16 protein-coding genes and 1 riboswitch are annotated in these 19481 nt (G+C 49.3%); of the genes, 13 read left to right on the top strand and 3 right to left on the bottom strand.

Annotated elements, in window-relative coordinates; all coding sequences use genetic code 11:
• The first annotated feature begins 1 nt into the window (after position 1).
• The gene (locus DSM2777_RS19455) at positions 2–799 is read left to right on the top strand and encodes a CDP-diacylglycerol diphosphatase (RefSeq protein WP_061554922.1); all 798 of its coding nucleotides are present in this window, start codon (positions 2–4) and stop codon (positions 797–799) included.
• Positions 800–820: 21 nt separating this feature from the next.
• Here DSM2777_RS19455 and DSM2777_RS24710 read toward each other — a convergent pair whose 3' ends face one another.
• The gene (locus DSM2777_RS24710; RefSeq protein WP_165490633.1) at positions 821–982 is read right to left on the bottom strand and encodes a hypothetical protein; all 162 of its coding nucleotides are present in this window, start codon (positions 980–982) and stop codon (positions 821–823) included.
• 319 nt (positions 983–1301) lie between these two features.
• On the opposite strand from DSM2777_RS24710, the gene DSM2777_RS19450 reads away from it, so the two are divergent.
• Positions 1302–2441 carry a 3-phenylpropionate MFS transporter gene (locus tag DSM2777_RS19450; protein ID WP_061554921.1) on the top strand — a complete coding sequence of 380 codons (1140 nt, stop codon included), beginning with the start codon at positions 1302–1304 and terminating at the stop codon, positions 2439–2441.
• A gap of 419 nt (positions 2442–2860) precedes the next feature.
• Here DSM2777_RS19450 and alaC read toward each other — a convergent pair whose 3' ends face one another.
• A complete protein-coding gene (alaC, locus tag DSM2777_RS19445; protein WP_061554920.1) occupies positions 2861–4075 on the bottom strand; it encodes an alanine transaminase in 1215 nt (404 codons plus the stop codon).
• A gap of 260 nt (positions 4076–4335) precedes the next feature.
• On the opposite strand from alaC, the gene DSM2777_RS19440 reads away from it, so the two are divergent.
• Positions 4336–4650: an ElaB/YgaM/YqjD family protein gene (locus tag DSM2777_RS19440; RefSeq protein ID WP_025799875.1), complete on the top strand. Its 315-nt coding sequence runs from the start codon at positions 4336–4338 to the stop codon at positions 4648–4650.
• An 83-nt stretch (positions 4651–4733) separates the two neighbouring features.
• Here DSM2777_RS19440 and queD read toward each other — a convergent pair whose 3' ends face one another.
• Positions 4734–5093 (bottom strand): 6-carboxytetrahydropterin synthase QueD, encoded by a 360-nt coding sequence (gene queD, locus DSM2777_RS19435; RefSeq protein WP_008814216.1) that lies wholly within the window; start codon positions 5091–5093, stop codon positions 4734–4736.
• Between the two features lie 488 nt (positions 5094–5581).
• Between queD and cysJ the strand changes: the two genes are divergently transcribed.
• The 10 genes from cysJ (at position 5582) to DSM2777_RS19385 (ending at position 19448) form a co-directional block, all read left to right on the top strand.
• Positions 5582–7384 (top strand): NADPH-dependent assimilatory sulfite reductase flavoprotein subunit, encoded by a 1803-nt coding sequence (gene cysJ / locus DSM2777_RS19430; protein WP_046457221.1) that lies wholly within the window; start codon positions 5582–5584, stop codon positions 7382–7384.
• A gap of 14 nt (positions 7385–7398) precedes the next feature.
• Positions 7399–9132 (top strand): assimilatory sulfite reductase (NADPH) hemoprotein subunit, encoded by a 1734-nt coding sequence (cysI, locus tag DSM2777_RS19425; RefSeq protein ID WP_046457220.1) that lies wholly within the window; start codon positions 7399–7401, stop codon positions 9130–9132.
• 329 nt (positions 9133–9461) lie between these two features.
• Positions 9462–10193 (top strand): phosphoadenosine phosphosulfate reductase, encoded by a 732-nt coding sequence (cysH, locus tag DSM2777_RS19420; protein WP_061554919.1) that lies wholly within the window; start codon positions 9462–9464, stop codon positions 10191–10193.
• Positions 10194–10337: 144 nt separating this feature from the next.
• Positions 10338–12089 carry a D-lactate dehydrogenase gene (dld, locus tag DSM2777_RS19415; protein WP_418008637.1) on the top strand — a complete coding sequence of 584 codons (1752 nt, stop codon included), beginning with the start codon at positions 10338–10340 and terminating at the stop codon, positions 12087–12089.
• 56 nt (positions 12090–12145) lie between these two features.
• Positions 12146–12247: riboswitch (TPP riboswitch) on the top strand.
• 33 nt (positions 12248–12280) lie between these two features.
• A complete protein-coding gene (gene thiM, locus DSM2777_RS19410; protein ID WP_061554917.1) occupies positions 12281–13120 on the top strand; it encodes a hydroxyethylthiazole kinase in 840 nt (279 codons plus the stop codon).
• Positions 13117–13917 carry a bifunctional hydroxymethylpyrimidine kinase/phosphomethylpyrimidine kinase gene (thiD, locus tag DSM2777_RS19405; RefSeq protein WP_061554916.1) on the top strand — a complete coding sequence of 267 codons (801 nt, stop codon included), beginning with the start codon at positions 13117–13119 and terminating at the stop codon, positions 13915–13917. The genes thiM and thiD overlap by 4 nt, the downstream gene beginning before the upstream one ends.
• A gap of 131 nt (positions 13918–14048) precedes the next feature.
• A complete protein-coding gene (locus tag DSM2777_RS19400) occupies positions 14049–14696 on the top strand; it encodes a helix-turn-helix domain-containing protein (protein ID WP_061554915.1) in 648 nt (215 codons plus the stop codon).
• 399 nt (positions 14697–15095) lie between these two features.
• Entirely contained in the window at positions 15096–17351 is a 2256-nt protein-coding gene (locus tag DSM2777_RS19395; RefSeq protein WP_061554914.1) for an inverse autotransporter beta domain-containing protein, read from the top strand.
• Positions 17352–17405: 54 nt separating this feature from the next.
• Complete coding sequence (locus tag DSM2777_RS19390) at positions 17406–18293, top strand: SinI family autotransporter-associated protein (RefSeq protein WP_061554913.1); 888 nt, start codon at positions 17406–17408, stop codon at positions 18291–18293.
• 60 nt (positions 18294–18353) lie between these two features.
• Positions 18354–19448 carry an Ig-like domain-containing protein gene (locus DSM2777_RS19385; RefSeq protein ID WP_061554912.1) on the top strand — a complete coding sequence of 365 codons (1095 nt, stop codon included), beginning with the start codon at positions 18354–18356 and terminating at the stop codon, positions 19446–19448.
• Positions 19449–19481 lie beyond the last annotated feature (33 nt).

Here is a 19481-nt window from a genome sequence, read left to right as displayed (position 1 = left end):
TATGCTGATGAGAAGCGCGCTGCTAAATAATTATCGGATGATTTTTGGCACTGCGCTTCTGATGCTGGTGTTTTCGCTAACCGGCTGTGCCAAATCTGACGCGCTGTGGGGCGTGGTGGATAAAGTTTGTCGCGTTAACTATCAGCAAAAGCACGATCCCGCACCCTGCGCCCAGATCTACTCGCCGACTCACGATCGGCGCTCTGCGTTTACCGTGATTCAAAATCCGCGCTTTCCCGCTCATTTTATTTTGGTCCCCAATGCTCGAATGAGCGGCATTGAGAGCCCTGTGCTGCTAGAAAAGGACGCGCCGGATTATTTCGGTTACGCGTGGACGATGCGCTATCGGCTGGCGTATGAATATGGCAGACCGCTTCCAGACGATGTACTGGGGCTGGCGTTAAATTCAGCCTATGGACGCAGCCAGAATCAGCTTCATATTCATCTCACCTGTTTGCGTGAAGACGTTCGTCGCCAGTTAAAAGCTGAGCGCCCCTATATTGGGCGTGAATGGACTTTGTTACCTGATTTGCTGTTGCGTCATCCGTTTTATGCCAAGCGTGTTGAGCAACCGGCGCTCATCGGCGTGAACCCAATCAAATCGCTTGCCGATCGGTTTCATCTTACGCCTGAACAGCTGGCCTATTATGGCGTAGCCGTGGTGCCAACGACGTTTGAAAATCAGCCGGGCTTTATATTATTGGCCACGCGGGTAGGGATGGGAGAGAGAAATAGGGCATCGGTGGAGTCATTGCTGGATAAGCGCTGTGAACTGCTGCAAACAATCCCGGCTCAGTGAACCGGGAAAAGGGAGTCAGATTTAGCACGCCTCTTCTATCGCGACGTCGGGTTCTTTCTCTGAATGATCGGCTAATGCATCATGTGAAATTTGCAGCTTCAGGTCGAATTCGATCATGGATATTTCCTGATTAATTTCGGCTTTAAGTGCATCAATTTTGTTTAACGAAGTGGTTTCCGTCACTCGTCAGCTTCCTAGTCAAAAACAGGGATGCCTATGGTAACCAGCATTCTGATATATAAAATCAATCAAATCCTAATTTTAGACCCGCCTCTCACAAAATTTTAAGCTGTTTCACCCCCGTTTACGCTTGGCAAACAACCGCTAAACAAAGCTGCTTACATGCGTTAAAAACTGTCACCTATTTCCTATATAACCTCTCGGAACAAAAAACTGATGAGGGGATGTGTACATCTCATTTGCTAATTGATTTTGCGACAATATTCATTGCCAGCATGGGATGCCTCTGTCAAAGTAGCGCGTTTAAAATTAAGGAGGAAAAATGTTGCCGTCTGCTGGTTGGTTAGGACTCAGTTATTTCACCTATTTTTTCTCTTTTGGCATATTTCTGCCGTTTTGGAGCTTGTGGCTACAAGGCGAGGGCATTTCTCCCGAGTCAATTGGCTTATTGCTTGGCGCAGGGATGATAGCCCGTTTTCTTGGTAGTTTATTCATTGCTCCCGCCGTTAAAAAAACCTCTCAACTGATTACCGCTCTCCGTCTTATTGCTCTCCTCGCCCTGATTTGTTCTATCGCATTTTCCTTTGGTACTGCTTGGGCGTGGCTGCTGGTGGTGATGGCCGGATTTAGCCTTTTCTATGGGCCGCTTATTCCGCTGACCGATGCGCTGGCCGCAACGTGGCAACGTCAGGTGGGGTTAGACTACGGCAAAGTACGCCTGTGGGGATCGATGGCCTTTGTCATTGGTTCAGCGGTAACAGGGGAAGTGGTCAATGCCTTTGGCCATAAGGCCATTATGTATTGCCTGTGGGCGGGTCTGGCGGCCATGCTGGTGGGGATGCTTTTACGCCCGCGTCATATGCCACAGGATGCACCAAAAGATAGCGCGGTGCAGGAAACCACGCCGTGGAAAATTTTATTAAAAGAAGCGCCGGTATGGCGTTTTTTATTGTGTGCCGCCTTACTTCAAGGGGCTCATGCAGGCTATTACGGATTTAGCACAATTTACTGGCAGGAAGCGGGCTATTCCGCGTCGGTGGTCGGTTATCTGTGGTCGTTAGGCGTTGTTGCTGAAGTGATCATCTTTGCATTAAGCAAGCGCTTATTCCGCCGCATGTCGGTTTCCCAGCTACTGCTATTGTCGTGTTTTTGTGCGGTGGTTCGTTGGAGCTTAATGGGCTCAACAACGGCGCTGCCGTGGCTGATTTTGATTCAAATTCTGCATGCGGGCTCTTTCACCGTATGTCATCTGGCGGCAATGCGCTTTATTTCGGCACGACAGGGTGGCGATGTGATCCGTCTGCAAGCGGTCTATTCGGCGCTAGGCATGGGCGGAAGCGTAGCGATTATGACAATGCTGTCAGGTTTCCTGTTTGAGCACTATCAAGGCGGCATGTTCTATGCGATGGCGCTGGTGGTGTTGCCGGTGATTTTCTTCAGGCCGAAAGTGGCAAGCCATTAGTTTTTGGCTAAGCCCCCCTCCCAGCCTCCCCCTTCGCAGGGGGAGGAGCCGATCGAGGTTCTTACGAACATCACCGCACAGTTCTCTTCCTGCAAAGGGAAGGGTTAGTGTGGGGTTATAAGACCCCCTCCCAGCCTCCCCCTTCGCAGGGAGAGGAGCCGATCGAGATTCTTACGAACATCACTGCACAGTTTCTCTCCCAGCAAAGGGCATGGCTAGTGTGGGGTTATAAGACCCCCCTCCCAGCCTCCCCCTTCGCAGGGGGAGGAGCCGATCGAGATTCTTACGAACATCACCGCACAGTTCCCTCCTTGCAAAGGGCATGGTTAGTGTGTGGTTATTAAACATCACTGAACAGTTCCCTCCCCTGCGAAGGGGAGGGTTAGGGTGGGGTCATTACCCAAATATCACGGGAGGGTTTATGACTTGCTTGCAATCAGCCCATCTTTTCTAAACATGCTTTTAATCCCGCGCACGGCCTGACGAATACGGTCTTGGTTTTCGATCAGGGCGAAACGAACGTGGGTATCGCCGTAGTCACCAAAACCAATTCCAGGGGAAACGGAGACTTTGGCATCGGCCAACAGCTTTTTGGCAAATTCAAGCGATCCAAGGTGCGCATAGGCATCGGGGATTTTTGCCCAAACATACATCGACGCTTTGGGGTTCTCTACCATCCAACCGGCTTCATGCAGCCCTTTGACCAGCACGTTGCGGCGTTGACGGTATTGCTCGGCAATATCTCGCACGCATTGCTGATCGCCTTCGAGTGCGGCAATCGCCGCCACCTGCAATGGCGTAAAAGTCCCGTAGTCGTGGTAGCTCTTGATGCGTGCCAGCGCGTTAATCAGCTCAGGATTGCCGACCATAAAACCGATGCGCCAGCCAGCCATGTTGTAGCTTTTCGACAGTGTGAAAAACTCGACGGCGACGTCTTTGGCTCCGGGAATTTGCATGATTGAAGGGGCTTTCCAGCCGTCATACACAATGTCGGCATAGGCCAAATCGTGTACCACCAAAATATCGTGTTCTTTCGCCAGCTTGATGACGCGCTCAAAGAAATCTAATTCAACGCACTGCGCGGTAGGGTTCGAAGGAAAGCCCAGAATCATCATTTTAGGCTTGGGAATACTTTCGCGAATGGCGCGTTCTAATTCGTTGAAAAAGTCGATGCCTGAAACCAGCGGCACGGAACGCACCTGCGCACCCGCAATGACCGCGCCGTAAATGTGAATAGGGTAGCTAGGATTCGGTACTAAAACGGTATCGCCATGATCGAGCGTGGCCAGCATCAAATGTGCCAGACCCTCTTTGGAACCGATGGTAACAATGGCTTCGCTATCGGGATCGATATCGACCTGATAACGATCTTGATACCAGTGCGAGATCGCGCGGCGTAAACGCGGAATACCGCGTGAGGTGGAGTAGCCGTGGGTATCTTCACGCTGTGCAACCGTACACATTTTTTCAACGATGTGCGGCGGCGTTGGGCCGTCTGGGTTCCCCATGCTGAGATCGATAATGTCTTCGCCGCGCCTGCGCGCAGCCATTTTTAGCTCAGCGGTAATGTTAAATACATAAGGGGGAAGACGATCAATACGAGTAAAACGACGCGGAGTGCGTGAGTCTGTCATAGATACCTCAAGATGACGTTAGCGCCCGGACCGTCCGAGCGACGCTGCCTGTTTACAGGCTATTAACGAAAATAGGCGAAGCCGAAGATTCTGTCGAGCGGATTTTTTAAACAGCGCTTTTTGGTTTCTCAATCGCTTTCCAGAACACTCCGAACCCTTATCGCTGAGTTTCAACTATGCTTATTAGCTAGCATTAAATTTGCTAATCATTTTTCGCCAATCCTTTGAACATGATTTTGATACAGCAAAGAGGGAACACTATGTTTAGAAAAACCGATAAAGTTGAACGAACCATCGAAGAAGAGGTTTCATTGTTGGCGGACGCGCTTGAAGGTGTGTTGCAGGAGGGAGCGGATAAGACGGAGGATGAAATCGCTTCGCTGCGCCGTAGCGCACAAGATACGCTGCGTGAGGTGAAAGCACGCATCAGCGGCGATACGCCGTGTCCTGTAACGGATCGGGTGAAAAATGCCTGCTGTGATGTGAATGGCTACGTGCGGAATAAACCGTGGCACAGCGTGGGAATTGGGGCAACCGCAGGGCTGATTCTGGGGCTCTTGCTCTCAAAACGCTAATCAATCACTAGCGCGACTTATGTGTGCAATAGATGTGCGAAATTTATGTGACCGGTGCAATACCGGTCACACCATGGCAACGATCAACCGCGATAGGTGCAGCCTGCGGTGCAGGTTTCTTTCACCAATACGGCGCTTAGCAATGGCAGCTCAGGTTTCAGCTGTTGCCAAATCCACTGGGCTAACACTTCGCTGGTTGGGTTCTCAAGACCAGGAATATCATTCAGATAATAATGGTCGAGGCGGTCCAGAATTGGTTTGAACGCCGCTTTCAGCTCGGCAAAATCCATCACCCAGCCGGTATAAGCATCCACTTCGCCGGTAATTTCAATGCGTACTAAAAACGAATGGCCGTGCAGGCGACCACACTTATGTCCTTCCGGAACGTGTGGCAGATGGTGCGCAGCTTCAAACTGAAAATCTTTAAACAGGGTGGTTGTCATGATGACGCCTCGTAACCTAAAAAACCTGCGCATACTACCGGAAAGCGCCCGTTGGCGGTAGTTTTACCGCGATTGTTTGAGTATAAGCAGAAAATTTATTCTTCAATGCCCAAGAGGTCGCCTGTTTTATTTCCGCTGCGTTATTTTTTTAACGGGCGATGAAATGTTTAATCCTATCTATTAAGACTCCCTTAGGCGTGAATAATAAAGCTAATAGCAAAGTCAGTGGGAATAGTTATGTAATAACTAACTGTTATTCATTGATTTTATAGACTTTCGCCTAAAACACTCCAGCCTCTATCACCTACCTGAATTAGTGGTTAGTTCAAATGGTTATTTGTTATTTCCATCACTTATTTAATTGTTATTATCCAGCTAGGTAACCTTACAAAAAGCGCTACATCAATTCGCCACACCCACGGTTCTTAAAGCTAAGTCTGAGGCTGCTTGAAGTACCAAAGGGATCACTGTGCAAGGAACACTTAGCAATGACGACTCAGGCTCCTCCTACTTCTATGCTTCCACTCACGCCGGAGCAATTGGCAAAGCTCCAGTCGGCGATTGGTGAGTTTTCACCACACCAGCTGGCGTGGCTCTCCGGTTATTTCTGGGGAATGGTTAATCAACAGCCAGGTACGGTAGCCGTGACGCCAGCACCGGCCGCAGCCGCGTCAGTTACCGTGATTTCCGCTTCGCAAACGGGCAATGCACGACGGGTGGCTGAGCAACTGCGCGATGACTTAACCGCCGCGGGTTTGGGGGTGACGTTGGTTAACGCGGGTGACTATAAATTCAAACAGATCGCGCAGGAAAAACTGCTGCTGATTGTTGCTTCAACCCAAGGGGAAGGCGAACCACCGGAAGAAGCCGTCGCGTTGCACAAATATTTGTTCTCCAAAAAAGCCCCACAGATGGCCGGAACGGCGTTTGCGGTGTTTGGCCTTGGTGATACTTCTTATGAAAACTTTTGCCAAACCGGAAAAGATTTTGATGCCCGTTTAGCAGAACTGGGTGGGGAGCGCTTATTCGACCGCGCCGACGCCGATGTTGATTTCAAATCCGCGGCAGAAGCATGGCGTAAGCAGATCGTAGACGTTTTGAAACAGCGCGTACCACAGGCAACGGCGGCGCAGACTCAGGTTAGCGTAGCCGGAAGCGTCGCGCAGATCGTGAGCAGCCCATACAGCAAAGAATCCCCGCTAACCGCCTCTTTAGCGGTGAAGCAAAAAATTACCGGCCGCAACTCGGATAAAGACGTGCGCCACATTGAAATCGATCTCGGTGAATCGGGCCTGAGCTACCAGCCGGGCGATGCACTGGGCGTGTGGTATCACAACGATCCCGATTTGGTTGAAGAAATTATTGGCCTGATTTGGCGCACCGGCGACGAGACGGTCACTCTTAACGACCAAACGATGACGCTGCGTGAGGCGCTGACCGAGCGCTTGGAGCTTACGCAAAACACCACCGTTATTGTAGAAAAATACGCGGCACTTTCGCGCGATGAGCGCTTGATTGAGCTCTTGGCGGATAAGCATCAGCTGCAACAATACGCACAAACCACGCCGCTGCCGGACATGATCCGCCAAGCACCGGCTGATTTAGACGCTGAGCAGCTAGTGGCGCTGTTACGCCCGTTAACGCCGCGTCTTTATTCCATCGCATCTTCTCAAGAGGAAGTGGGCAGCGAAGTGCATATTACCGTTGGCGTGGTGCGTTATGAGGTTGATGGCCGTGCACGCACAGGCGGTGCTTCGGGTTATTTAGCCGATCGTCTGGAAGAAGACGGCGAGCTGCGCGTTTTCATCGAGCATAACGACAATTTCCGTCTGCCTGCTAATCCACAAACGCCGGTCATTATGATTGGCCCTGGTACCGGCATTGCTCCGTTCCGTGCGTTCATTCAACAACGTGCAGCTGAAGGAGCAGAAGGCCTTAACTGGCTTTTCTTTGGCAACCCTCACTTTACCGAAGATTTTCTGTATCAGGTGGAATGGCAGCGCTTTGTCAAAGATGGCGTTCTATCCCGTATCGATTTGGCTTGGTCACGCGATCAAAAACATAAAGTCTATGTACAGGACAAGCTGCGTGAGCAAGGGGCCGAGGTTTGGCGCTGGATCGAACAGGGCGCACATATTTACGTCTGCGGAGACGCCAACCGCATGGCGAAAGATGTTGAACAGGCGTTACTGGAGCTATTGGCTGAACACGGTGGAATGGATGCCGAGCAGGCCGATGAATTTTTAAGTGAGCTGCGCGTAGAGCGCCGCTATCAGCGGGACGTTTACTAATAATGAGCAAATCGATGCAAGATAATTACGCTTTTAGCAGCAAACACCCGGGGCCCTTGGTGGTCGATGCACCCTTGGCCGACGCTGAGCGTCTTAAGCGTGAGAGCAATTTTCTGCGCGGCACTATTGCCGAAGATTTAAATGATGGTCTGACCGGTGGCTTTAACGGTGACAATTTTCTGCTGATCCGTTTTCACGGTATGTACCAGCAGGACGACCGCGATATTCGCGCCGAACGCGCCGAGCAAAAGCTAGAACCGCGTCATGCCATGATGCTGCGCTGCCGTTTACCGGGCGGCGTGATGACGCCACAGCAATGGCTGGGTATCGATAAGTTTGCCGACGAAAGCACGCTGTACGGCAGCATTCGTATTACCAACCGTCAAACGTTCCAGTTTCACGGCATTTTGAAGCAAAACGTTAAGCCAGTGCATCAGCTGCTTAATCGTTTGGGCTTAGATGCGTTGGCGACCGCCAATGACGTTAACCGTAACGTGCTGTGCACGTCGAATCCTGTAGAGTCAGAGCTGCACCAAGAAGCCTATGAGTGGGCGAAAAAACTGTCTGAACATCTGTTGCCGCGCACTCGCGCCTATGCAGAAGTGTGGCTGGATCAGGAAAAAGTCGAAACTACCGATGAAGAGCCGATTCTTGGTGCAACCTATTTACCGCGTAAGTTCAAAACTACGGTGGTGATCCCGCCGCAAAACGATGTGGATTTGCATGCCAACGATCTCAACTTTGTGGCGATTGCTGAAAACGGCAAGCTGATCGGTTTTAACGTGCTGGTCGGCGGTGGACTGTCTATTGCTCATGGCGATAAGGCGACCTATGCCCGCACGGCCAGCGAGCTTGGCTTTATTCCCGTCGAGCACACGTTGGCGGTGGCTGAAGGCGTGGTGACGACGCAGCGCGACTGGGGAAACCGCACCAATCGTAAGAATGCAAAAACCAAGTACACCTTAGAGCGCGTCGGCGTAGAAAACTTTAAAGCCGAAGTGGAAAAGCGTGCGGGAGTAACGTTCGAGCCGGTACGTCCTTATGAGTTTACCGGACGTGGCGATCGCATTGGCTGGGTGAAGGGCATTGATAATAAATGGCATTTGACGCTGTTTATTGAAAATGGGCGCATTCTGGACTATCCAAATCGTCCGTTGAAAACCGGCATGGCAGAGATTGCCAAGATTCATCAGGGGGATTTCCGTCTGACGGCGAATCAAAACCTGATTGTGGCGGGCGTGGCTGAAAAAGACAAAGCCCGTATCGAACAAATTGCGCGTGAACATGGCCTGATCGACGACGGCGTTAGCGAGCAGCGTAAAAACTCAATGGCCTGCGTGTCTTACCCAACCTGTCCGCTGGCGATGGCAGAAGCCGAGCGCTTCCTGCCGCAGTTCGTGACTCAGGTTGAAGAGATTATGCAAAGCCACGGCGTTGGCGATGAACATATTGTTCTGCGAGTCACCGGTTGTCCAAACGGCTGTGGCCGTGCGCTGTTGGCGGAAATTGGTCTGGTCGGAAAAGCGCTGGGGCGCTACAACCTGCATTTAGGTGGGAATCGCGCCGGAACGCGGATCCCGAGAATGTATCGCGAAAACATCACCGATGCAGAAATCCTCGGCGTGATCGACGAATTGGTAGGCCGTTGGGCGAAAGAACGAGAAGCCGATGAAGGCTTTGGTGATTTCACCATTCGCGCAGGGATTGTGCGTCCGGTGCTGGATCCTGCAAGGGATTTTTATGACTGATTGATGTAAATACCCCACCCCAACCCTCCCCTTGTCAGGGGAGGGGGCTGAACGGTGACGCTGTATGTGTTCTTTTTCTGAGAGCTAAAAGGTGTTGCTGTTATGCCCCTCATATTGACAGGTGCGGGAGCTGAGCGGTGACGCTGTATGTGTTCTTTTTTGAGAACTAAAAGGTGTCGCTGTTATACCCCTCCTTTTGACAGGTGTGGGGCTGAGTGGTGACGCTGTATATGTTCTTTTTTTGAGAGCCAAAAGGTGTCGCTGTTATGCCCCTCCCCCTGCGAAGGGGGAGGTTGGGAGGGGGTTGCTGATTCATCGCGGAGAATTCTATGTCTGCATTAAACTTACATGAGCTGAAAGCCTTACCCAAAGTCGAACAGGTCATGGCGTTAGCTGAAATTAACACTCAGCTAGAAAAACTGAGCGCACAGGAAAGGGTGCGTTGGGCGCTAGAGCATTTGCCCGCCGAGTTTGCACTCTCTTCGAGTTTTGGCATTCAGGCAGCGGTATCTCTGCACTTGGTCACCCGTGAGCTGCCGGATATTCCGGTGATCTTAACGGATACTGGCTATTTGTTTCCTGAAACCTACCAGTTCATTGATACCCTGCACGAAAAGCTGAATTTGAATCTCAAGGTTTACCGCGCTGAACAGTCGGCAGCGTGGCAGGAAGCGCGCTACGGCAAACTTTGGGAGCAGGGTGTCGAGGGCATTGAGCGCTACAACGATATTAACAAAGTTGAGCCGATGAACCGCGCATTGCGCGAGCTCGGGGCGCAAACGTGGTTTGCTGGTCTACGCCGTGAACAATCGGGCAGCCGTGCGCATTTGCCGGTACTCGCGATTCAGCGCGGGGTATTTAAAATTCTGCCGATTATCGATTGGGATAATCAGCAGATTTATCAATACTTACAGCAGCATGGACTCAGCTATCACCCGCCATGGGAGCAAGGCTATCTGTCTGTGGGTGATACTCACACCACGCGCAAATGGGAGCCGGGAATGGCGGAGGAAGAAACGCGATTCTTTGGGCTAAAACGCGAATGTGGATTACATGAGTAGCCTTTGCTGAGATAAACAGCCTGACCTTAGCGTCAGGTTTTTTTTGCCCCAGCAATTATTTATTTAACTTTCCAGTATAATTTTTTTCACATTAAAGCAAAAAGCGGTATCCTCGAAAGGATTTATCATACTAATAAAAGGACTATGGCTATGCAGGAACAACCTCTTGGTGCGAGTCAGACTTCCGACTCGCGTGCGTTAATTCAACAACTCACGGATATCGTGGGTAAATCTCATATTCTTACCGACGCGCGTAAAACTGAACGCTATCGCAAAGGCTTTCGTTCAGGACAGGGCGATGCCTTGGCGGTGGTTTTTCCCGGCAGCTTGCTTGAACAGTGGAAGGTGTTTAAGGCCAGCGTTGAGGCCGATAAAATTGTGCTGATGCAGGCGGCTAACACCGGACTGACCGAAGGTTCCACGCCGAGCGGTAATGACTACGATCGCGAAATCGTCATTATTAGCACCCAGCGTTTGGATAAAATTCAGCTGTTGGACGAAGGCAAGCAGGTTGTGGCTTTGCCGGGCAGCACGCTGTGGCATCTAGAACGTATCCTAAAACCGCTGGGGCGTGAGCCGCATTCGGTGATCGGGTCTTCCTGTATCGGCGCATCGGTTGTGGGCGGCGTGTGTAATAACTCTGGTGGATCGCTGGTGCACCGTGGCCCCGCCTATACCGAAATGGCGCTGTATGGTCGAGTGAATGAGCGTGGGCAGGTTGAGCTAGTTAACCATCTAGGCATTGCGTTGGGCGGCACGCCAGAAGAGATCCTGACGCGTTTGGAAAACCAGAAGTACGGCCCGCAAGACGTTGAACACAGCGAACGCCAGGCGTCCGATCACGATTATGCCGAGCGAATTCGCGACGTTGAAGCGGATACGCCGTCACGCTTTAACGCCGATGAACGCCGCTTGTTTGAAGCCTCTGGCTGTGCGGGCAAACTCGCGGTATTTGCGGTGCGCTTAGATACTTTCCCGGCGCAATCCTCATCGCAGGTCTTCTATATCGGCACCAACCAGCCGCAGGTTTTGACCGAGCTGCGTCGTCATATGCTGGCGAATTTCAAAAATCTGCCGGTGGCAGGTGAGTACATGCATCGCGATATTTTCGATATTGCGGAAGTGTATGGCAAAGATACCTTCGTGATGATCGACAAACTGGGCACCGACAAAATGCCGATGTTCTTTACTCTGAAAGGACGTATGGATGCCATCTTCGGCAAAGTGCCTTTCCTGCCGAGTCATTTGGTCGATCGCACGATGCAAACGCTGAGTCACCTGCTGCCATCGCATTTACCCAAACGTTTGAAAGAGTATCGCAACCGCTTTGAACATCATCTGATGCTGAAAATTTCGGGCGAGGGCATTGAGGAAGCGCGCGCGTGGCTAGAATCTTATTTTGCACAGGCAGAAGGAGAGTTTTTTGTCTGTACGGCAGAAGAAGGAGCTAAAGCCTTCTTACACCGATTTGCCGCTGCGGGCGCGGCCATTCGCTACAACGCGGTGCATAGCAAAGAGGTTGAAGACATTCTTGCCCTCGATATTGCGCTGCGTCGAAACGATCATGATTGGTTCGAGCGTCTGCCGCCGGAATTTGACGATGCGCTGGTACACCGCCTCTATTATGGGCATTTCATGTGCTACGTTTTCCATCAGGATTACATTGTTAAAAAAGGCGTCGATGTGCATGCGCTGAAGGAAAAGATGCTCGCGCTGCTGGACACGCGCGGCGCGGAATATCCTGCGGAGCATAACGTTGGCCATCTATACAAAGCCAAGCCACAGCTGAAGGCTTTCTATCAACAAAATGACCCCACCAACACGCTCAATCCGGGTATTGGGAAAACGTCTAAGTTGAAAAACTGGGGCTGCGACTGCGCAGAACATCAGAAGTAACATGAGCTGGAGCGCCCGTTGGCCTTGACGTGGCGCTCCGTGTTCCCAATAATGAATGCCTTGACTCGGGGTGCCCACATGAAAATGAAAGGGCTGAGAACTTACCCGTATTACCTGATCTGGATTATGCCAGCGTAGGGAAGTCTCGGTGCATGAGCGCATCGTCTTCTTGACCGCCGGTTGGGAGGAATATGTCCATCGCGTCGAATCCGCACCTTACCGAATTTCCCCATACAGAATCACTCGGTGAAAGCGCCGCTGCCGCTTTTGCTCAGTTTCGCCATCACGCCCCGCTGATTCATTGTCTCACCAACGAAGTCGTCCAAACGTTTACCGCGAACGTGCTGTTGGCGCTGGGTGCATCGCCTGCCATGGTGGTTGAGCCGCAAGAAGCCGCCCAATTTTCTTCATTGGCTGACGCGTTGTTAATCAACATTGGTACCTTGCATGTGCAAAGAGCGCAGTCGATGTTAGCTGCCATTGAGTCTGCCAATTATCATCAAAAACCGTGGGTGCTTGATCCGGTTGCCGTTGGCGGATTGTCTTATCGCACCGAATTTGCACGTCAGCTTTTAGCGCTGAAGCCCAGCGTTATTCGTGGAAATGCCTCAGAAATATTGGCGTTGAGTGGGATGGAAGCGGGAGGCCGCGGTGTTGATAGCACCGATGATTCTGCGGCAGCATTGCCAGCTGCTCAGGCTCTGGCGTTGCAAACGGGAGCCGTGGTGGCTGTAACCGGCGCAACGGATTACGTCACTGACGGTAAAAGAGTGTATGGCGTAACCGGCGGCGACGCGCTGATGACGCGCGTCGTCGGAACCGGCTGTGCCTTGTCCGCCGTGGTGGCGGCGTTTAGCGTTCGGCAGACCGATCTTTTGCTGGCCGTTGCCACCGCCTGCCAAGCGATGTCGCTGGCCGGTGAGCGTGCGGTCGCCGTATCTCACGGCCCCGGCAGTTTTGTACCCGCTTTTATCGACGCGCTGTATCACTTAACCCCGCAGGATTTTATTCGCTCTGGAGATCGCTCATGAAACGTATTAATGCCTTAACTATTGCAGGAACCGATCCGAGCGGCGGCGCAGGAATTCAGGCCGATCTCAAAACGTTCTCCGCGTTAGGCGCCTATGGTACCAGCGTGATCACGGCGCTGGTGGCGCAGAATACGCGCGGTGTGCAGTCTGTTTATGAGATTGAACCACAGTTTGTTGGGGCTCAGTTGGCGTCCGTGCTCACCGATGTTCGTATCGACAGTGCAAAAATTGGCATGCTGGCCAATGCCGATATCGTCGAGCAGGTCGCGCAGGCGTTAGATATGTATCCTATTCCCTTTGTGGTGTTGGATACGGTAATGGTGGCGAAGAGCGGCGATCCATTGCTAGCCCCAGAGGCGGTGCAGGCCGTGCGTGATTTGTTACTTCCCAAAGTGGCGCTTATCACCCCAAATCTGCCTGAAGCAGCAGCGCTTTTAGCCTGCCCAATGGCAACCAATGAAGATGAAATGCGTCGTCAAGGCCACGCGCTGTTAGATATGGGCTGCCAAGCGGTATTGATGAAAGGAGGGCATTTGAGCGACAGCGAAAGTCCGGACTGGTTGTTTAGTCGTGAAGGCGAACAGCGATTTACCGCACCACGGGTGAATACCCGTCATACCCACGGAACCGGCTGCACGTTATCGGCGGCGCTTGCCGCACTACGCCCGCGATATCAGAACTGGAATGAAACGGTACTTGCCGCCAAAAACTATCTGCAAAAAGCCTTAGAGGCCGCAGATTCATTAGAAGTTGGTCATGGTATTGGGCCGGTACACCATTTCCACCAATGGTGGTAGCTCCCGCTCTAGAGGGGAGTTATTAAGTTACACGCTCGGGAGATAAGTCGTCTATGCGCAATAGGGGACTTTTCTACACCTGCGATGATTTAGGATATACTGACTGAACTTACAATAAACTTGGCATTTTTATGGGTCATTTCAATAATCGCAGCGTCATAGAAAAGCCGATGGAAAGCATTCATCGTTTAATGACTGCTTTTGTGAGTATGTCCAAACCGTACCCGCACGATGGCAAGAGCATCGAAGCACGGCTAAAAAATAAAGATGCGGAGTTTAAAGTTTATCTGGTGACAAAAGGGCGAGTCGACATATGGCGTGAGGTAGATAATCGTCTTGTTGAAACGGCTTTTTCGCCATCAATTCTTGGGCTGCAAGGCTCAACCTATCGCTCCCAAAATTATTACTTAAAGTTTTCATCAGACGCTGAGATCAGTACGTTACCACTGCAAGCAGCCATGAAGATAATTGAGCAGCAGTCGTTGTGGCGCGATGTTTTTTACTATCAAGGCTATCTTAACGATCGTCAACTACATCATGAATCTCTGCTGATAAACAGCTCCACCTATGAAACTGTTTGTTTATTTCTCAAAGATTTATCCTACTATCCTGACAGCGAACGCGCAAAATTAAGCGTTGCAGATTACATTTTACAGCGTTCAAATCTGGCACGCAGTGGTGTGATGAAAGTTTTAGCAGACCTGCGTTTTGGTGGTTACATCGACATTCAGCACGGTAAGTTAATCAAAATCCTCAATAGTTTTCCGCGTAACTACTAAGCTAATCCTCTTCTGCTGTACGAAGAGTCATTCGGTTGTTTATTAAACTAGGCTATATGCTGCGCAGAAGCGCTTCTAGAAGCCATTTTCTTGCTTACATATAAGATAAGTGCGGGTTCATAATAAATTCTAAGCGGTGTTATTCTATAGATATGTATAATTAAGTGTGGCTAAATATATAAAATAAGAATTATTTATCCTTTTGAATTAACTATGTTTTATTATTTTTAATGATATTTTTACGGCTGTTTTTCCTTGTTCAAGTCAAAATTCTATCCAATTTTGGATATTTTAATATTTAGACAACTCGCTCATAATTTGTGGTATTCCAGCCATGAAGAGATTCTTAAGTATTAGTTTAATAGAAATAACTCTTTATTGATAATACTTTCGGTGTATATGAAAAAGATCATTTTGTATTGCCTAATAGCACCGTCGCTAAGTATTGCCATTTCAGGTGTTAGTTATTCAGCTAATAATATTGCTTTACCTGATTTAGGTACTAGCGACACTGCATCTAATAATCAGAATAACGCTTCTTCAACGGCAGTTTTAAATAAAAAAAATAATCCTATTGAGAAAAAAACGTCAGAAATTTTAGTGAATGAGGCGCAGAGTAATTTCCAAAATTTGACGCCAGAAGGCATGAAATCAGAAGCCTTGCAGTATGGTAAAAATCTAGCCACGGCTACAGCACAATCAGAAATAGAATCGCTGCTTTCACCTTATGGCCATATTGCAACCAATTTAAATATTAACGATAAAGGAAGCCTTGAAGGTTCATCCCTTGATTATTTAGTTCCGTGGTATGAGGGCGAGAGCGATCTCTGGTTTAGTCAATTTTCTGCCCATAATAAAGATGGCCGTACTATTGCTAATGTGGGGATCGGTGTTCGCCATAATATCTCTGAAGACTGGATGCTAGGTTCTAATGTTTTCTATGACCATGATATGACTCGTGGACATCATCGCGCAGGATTAGGTGGCGAAGCTTGGACAAATTTCTTAAAGCTGAGTGGTAACTATTATGTGCCGCTCTCTTCTTGGAAAGACTCACCTGATTTTGATGATTATCAGGAACGCCCTGCGCGTGGCTGGGATATTCGCTTACAGGCTTATCTACCTGCTTATCCACAGCTAGGCTCATCGATGGTATACGAACAGTACTACGGCGATCAGGTAGCGTTATTCGGTAAGGATAGTTTGCAGGAAGATCCTTCAGCAGTGACGGTTGGCATCGACTACACGCCGGTTCCGCTGATTACCCTACAGGCAGGGTATAAAAAAGGGGATTCAGATCAAAACGAGATGACGGCAAATCTAAATTTGGATTACCGCATTGGCGTTCCTTTATCAAAACAGCTTGATGGCGATGAGGTTGCAAATATGCGCAGCCTTGCAGGCAGTCGCATGGATTTTGTCGATCGCAATAATGACATCGTGCTGGAATACCGTGAGAAAAACGATCTTGATGTTGGGCTTTACCTCAAGCCGACAGGCACTGCGGCAGCCTGTATTCTGGCTGATGATCCCGATAGCGCCGAGGCTTACGAAGGCTGCCATTGGACAGTCAATGCTACCGTTACTTCGCACCTGAAAATCAAAAGTGCCAAATGGGTGCCAATGAGCAATTTTAGCCCTGAAAGCACGCTCGGGTTGCCAGCACTGACGGCAGAAAACATCAGCAATGGACAAAATAATCACTGGACGCTGACCTTCCCTGCGTGGGTGAACTCAACCGATCCGAACGCAAATAAATACAAGCTTGCGGTCATACTGGTTGATGATAAGGGCCATACAAAACAGTCCAATGCCGTCAATGTTATCGTGGCAGAAGCCCCGATTGACTATCAGTTGGTTATTGATGACAGCGGTGAGCAAAAGAAAGCGATTAAGCTTTTAGCCAATGGTAATAATTTTGCAAACTTGGTTGCCAGTGGCGCAAAAGTGACGGGGCTGGCCGGAGAAACCACGCCGTTGGATGCCAAGGATCTGAACCTGACCTTCCGTGCCTATAAAATGGAAGACAAGTCTCACTCTCATGAAATTGCTATTCACGCCTCGAAAAATGACTGTAAATCAGGAAGTGAATGTCTGTTCTTTAAAGAGCCGCCATCGGGAGCTAAAGCTATATTAGGCAGTACAACGAATGGCGTGTTTTCTATCATTGCATCAAAGAGTGATGACAACACACAAAAAACGAATGCTGTGCTAGTCGACTTTAGTTCTGCAAGCACAATGATCTATACCGCAATTGTTGATAGTGAAAATCCAACCGTTAATTTAACGGCGACAAAGGGAAACCTGCTTCAATTAGGTCATAAATATCAATTTAAAATTGCCTATGACAGTAATAATAATGGGCAATGGGATGCCACAGATCGTGAAACTGTTTCTGATAGCGATCCTACTCCGCTAATTTCGCTGGTTGATTATAAATGGATGTTTGATGGTGTTTCTCCAAATGGAACTAGAGGCGGTTATGCAATAGATTCGACTAAGAATAATACTATATCAATTCCAAAAACCAATGCAGAGGCAAATCAAGTATTAGCCAGTGCGGGTGCAGATGGTGTGCAGGGATATCAGCTAAAAGTTGATTATCAACTCACGCCGGCAGGGCAACAAATCATGAATCAGCTGCGTGGAAATTAATAATCTCAGGCTGTTCAAGTAATAATTAATATTAACTTTATGAGTCATATTGATATGAAAAAATTTAATAAAACGATGCTTGCAACCTTTATATTCGCCAGCTGTAGTCCTTTTGCAATGGCGGTTATGACGGACTCTGCGGGTACGCTTAACGGTACACTCCCTGTGCTTAAAGCGAGCGCCGCAGGTGCGGCTCACAGCGTTGCTTTCGCCAACGACCACCACAGCGGTTCCACCGATGCGATGTCTCCGGGCGATAAAATTACGCTGAGCTACGTGTTACAAGATGCTGAAGGCGATACCGACAGCAGTACGGCTTCCATTAAATGGTTCACCACCACCGATGGCGCTGGAGCCAATAAAGTGATGCTGAGTGGTAACGACGGAAAAGCCGATTACACCATTCAGAATGCAGACGCCGGTCTTTATTTAGGCGCGGAAATTACTGAGCAAACGTCAACGGGTGTGCCAACAACCGGCCAAACCATCGTTATCAACGATATCAGTAAATACGATAGCAGCGATAATATTCCAGATGGTCCAATTGTGGGTGGCACTATCGGTACCGCGATTGTCGATAGCGAAGCACCAACGGTTAACCTGATCGGCAAAGCAGATAGCAAACTGTTGGTCGGACATACTTATCAGTTCAAAGTTTGGTATGACGTTAACAACAACGGTAAGCAAGACGCGGGTGAACTCGACGCATCGGCTAACTACAATTACAAATGGTTCTTCGATGGCACCAGTGCAACCACCGGTACCGCAGGCGGTTATGCTGTAAGCAGCACGGATAACAAAGATCTGGTTATCCCAACCACTAACGTCAATGCGAAAAATGTGTTTGCAACGGCGGGCGCTGACGGTGTTCAGGGTTACAGCCTGAAAGTTGATTACACTGCGAAAGTCAGAGCAGTGCTGAAATCGACCAAGCGTAAATAATATGCGCAAATAATAAGCGTTGAGTGCTTCGGTGCTCAACGCTTATTGCAGGATGGTTTTATGAAAATAAAGCGTTTCAATAGCTGCACAGTCGCATTTGTTTTTTTTCTCTCTAGCTCATTGAATATCGTTAATGCAACGGATATGACAGGCTCTGCGGGCATAATTAACGGAACTGCCCCTGTTATTTATAATGATAAAAATGAAGCAGGAAAAGTGAGTTTCAGTCGTGTTAATGAAACGATGGGGGTAGACGATGAGTTGGATGTTACGGATATTATTAAAATGTCTTGGACAGTGACTGATGCTGAAGGCGATGAGGAAATCACGCTACCGACAGTAGAGTGGATTTGTACTGATACAAGTAACAAAACCCACGTGCTGGCGACGGGCGTTAATCAGTATGTCATCCATCCCGATGATAAAGGCTGCACTGTAGGGGTCAATATAACACCGACCACAGTGACCGGCGAACCACGGGAAAATGTTGCGCTCTCTATCAAGGATATCAGTACATATGATGTTAATGACAATATCCCGACCGGCCCGGTTAACCCACATCTATTAAATGTGATTGGCTATTTAATTGCGCCTTCAAATAACAGTGCGACCTATTATGCTACTGCGGATGCCACCATTCATACCGCGTTTCCCGGCGCACAGATCCAATTAGAAACGGATAACGAAGACGATCAAATTGATGAATGGACAACGAGCAATCCATCTATTGCGACAGTGAGCGATAAAGGAGTTGTTACTATTAAGGCTAAGGGGGCATTCAGAATAACGGCTCGGCATAACGAAGCGAAAGGATCCATTGTTTTTAACCCGCAAAAATTCTTTATTTTTAGAGACGAATCAGCAGGTAAATTAAACTGGTATGACGCGAAAGCCTGGTGTGAAAGTCAGGGATACAGTTTGCCAACGCGTGATGATTTATCTACGGGGAATAGCGATCGTACGGTGCCAAGTGACTCACTGTGGCAGGAGTGGGGAGCGAGTCTGGATGATGTTTCTCATGCTGGTACCGTATTTTGGACCTCTGAAGAAGCGATTGCCGATCAAGATGCTTATTATTATGTGTACACCGCAACGGGACGTATAACGTCGAATCTGGCTGAAAAAACGGAAGGCGTGGCGTGTATTGTGCCGTAATTAACGTATAAAAAACGGGGCCAATGAGATGGC

The sequence above is a fragment of the Obesumbacterium proteus genome (assembly GCF_001586165.1).
GTDB lineage: Bacteria > Pseudomonadota > Gammaproteobacteria > Enterobacterales > Enterobacteriaceae > Hafnia > Hafnia protea.
The sequence above is the reverse complement of the archived record's forward strand: the minus strand, read 5'-3'. Positions and strand labels throughout refer to the sequence as shown.

Bases quoted from the DNA above. Each gene is read 5' to 3' on its own strand.
- queD (WP_008814216.1), bottom strand. From the start codon at position 5,093: ATGACAACCACCCTGTTTAAAGATTTTCAGTTTGAAGCTGCGCACCAT.
- thiD (WP_061554916.1), top strand. From the start codon at position 13,117: ATGAAACGTATTAATGCCTTAACTATTGCAGGAACCGATCCGAGCGGC.
- DSM2777_RS19400 (WP_061554915.1), top strand. From the start codon at position 14,049: ATGGGTCATTTCAATAATCGCAGCGTCATAGAAAAGCCGATGGAAAGC.
- thiM (WP_061554917.1), top strand. From the start codon at position 12,281: ATGTCCATCGCGTCGAATCCGCACCTTACCGAATTTCCCCATACAGAA.
- cysJ (WP_046457221.1), top strand. From the start codon at position 5,582: ATGACGACTCAGGCTCCTCCTACTTCTATGCTTCCACTCACGCCGGAG.
- cysH (WP_061554919.1), top strand. From the start codon at position 9,462: ATGTCTGCATTAAACTTACATGAGCTGAAAGCCTTACCCAAAGTCGAA.
- DSM2777_RS19455 (WP_061554922.1), top strand. From the start codon at position 2: ATGCTGATGAGAAGCGCGCTGCTAAATAATTATCGGATGATTTTTGGC.
- DSM2777_RS19450 (WP_061554921.1), top strand. From the start codon at position 1,302: ATGTTGCCGTCTGCTGGTTGGTTAGGACTCAGTTATTTCACCTATTTT.
- alaC (WP_061554920.1), bottom strand. From the start codon at position 4,075: ATGACAGACTCACGCACTCCGCGTCGTTTTACTCGTATTGATCGTCTT.
- cysI (WP_046457220.1), top strand. From the start codon at position 7,399: ATGCAAGATAATTACGCTTTTAGCAGCAAACACCCGGGGCCCTTGGTG.
- DSM2777_RS19390 (WP_061554913.1), top strand. From the start codon at position 17,406: ATGAAAAAATTTAATAAAACGATGCTTGCAACCTTTATATTCGCCAGC.
- DSM2777_RS19385 (WP_061554912.1), top strand. From the start codon at position 18,354: ATGAAAATAAAGCGTTTCAATAGCTGCACAGTCGCATTTGTTTTTTTT.
- DSM2777_RS19440 (WP_025799875.1), top strand. From the start codon at position 4,336: ATGTTTAGAAAAACCGATAAAGTTGAACGAACCATCGAAGAAGAGGTT.
- dld (WP_418008637.1), top strand. From the start codon at position 10,338: ATGGCTATGCAGGAACAACCTCTTGGTGCGAGTCAGACTTCCGACTCG.
- DSM2777_RS19395 (WP_061554914.1), top strand. From the start codon at position 15,096: ATGAAAAAGATCATTTTGTATTGCCTAATAGCACCGTCGCTAAGTATT.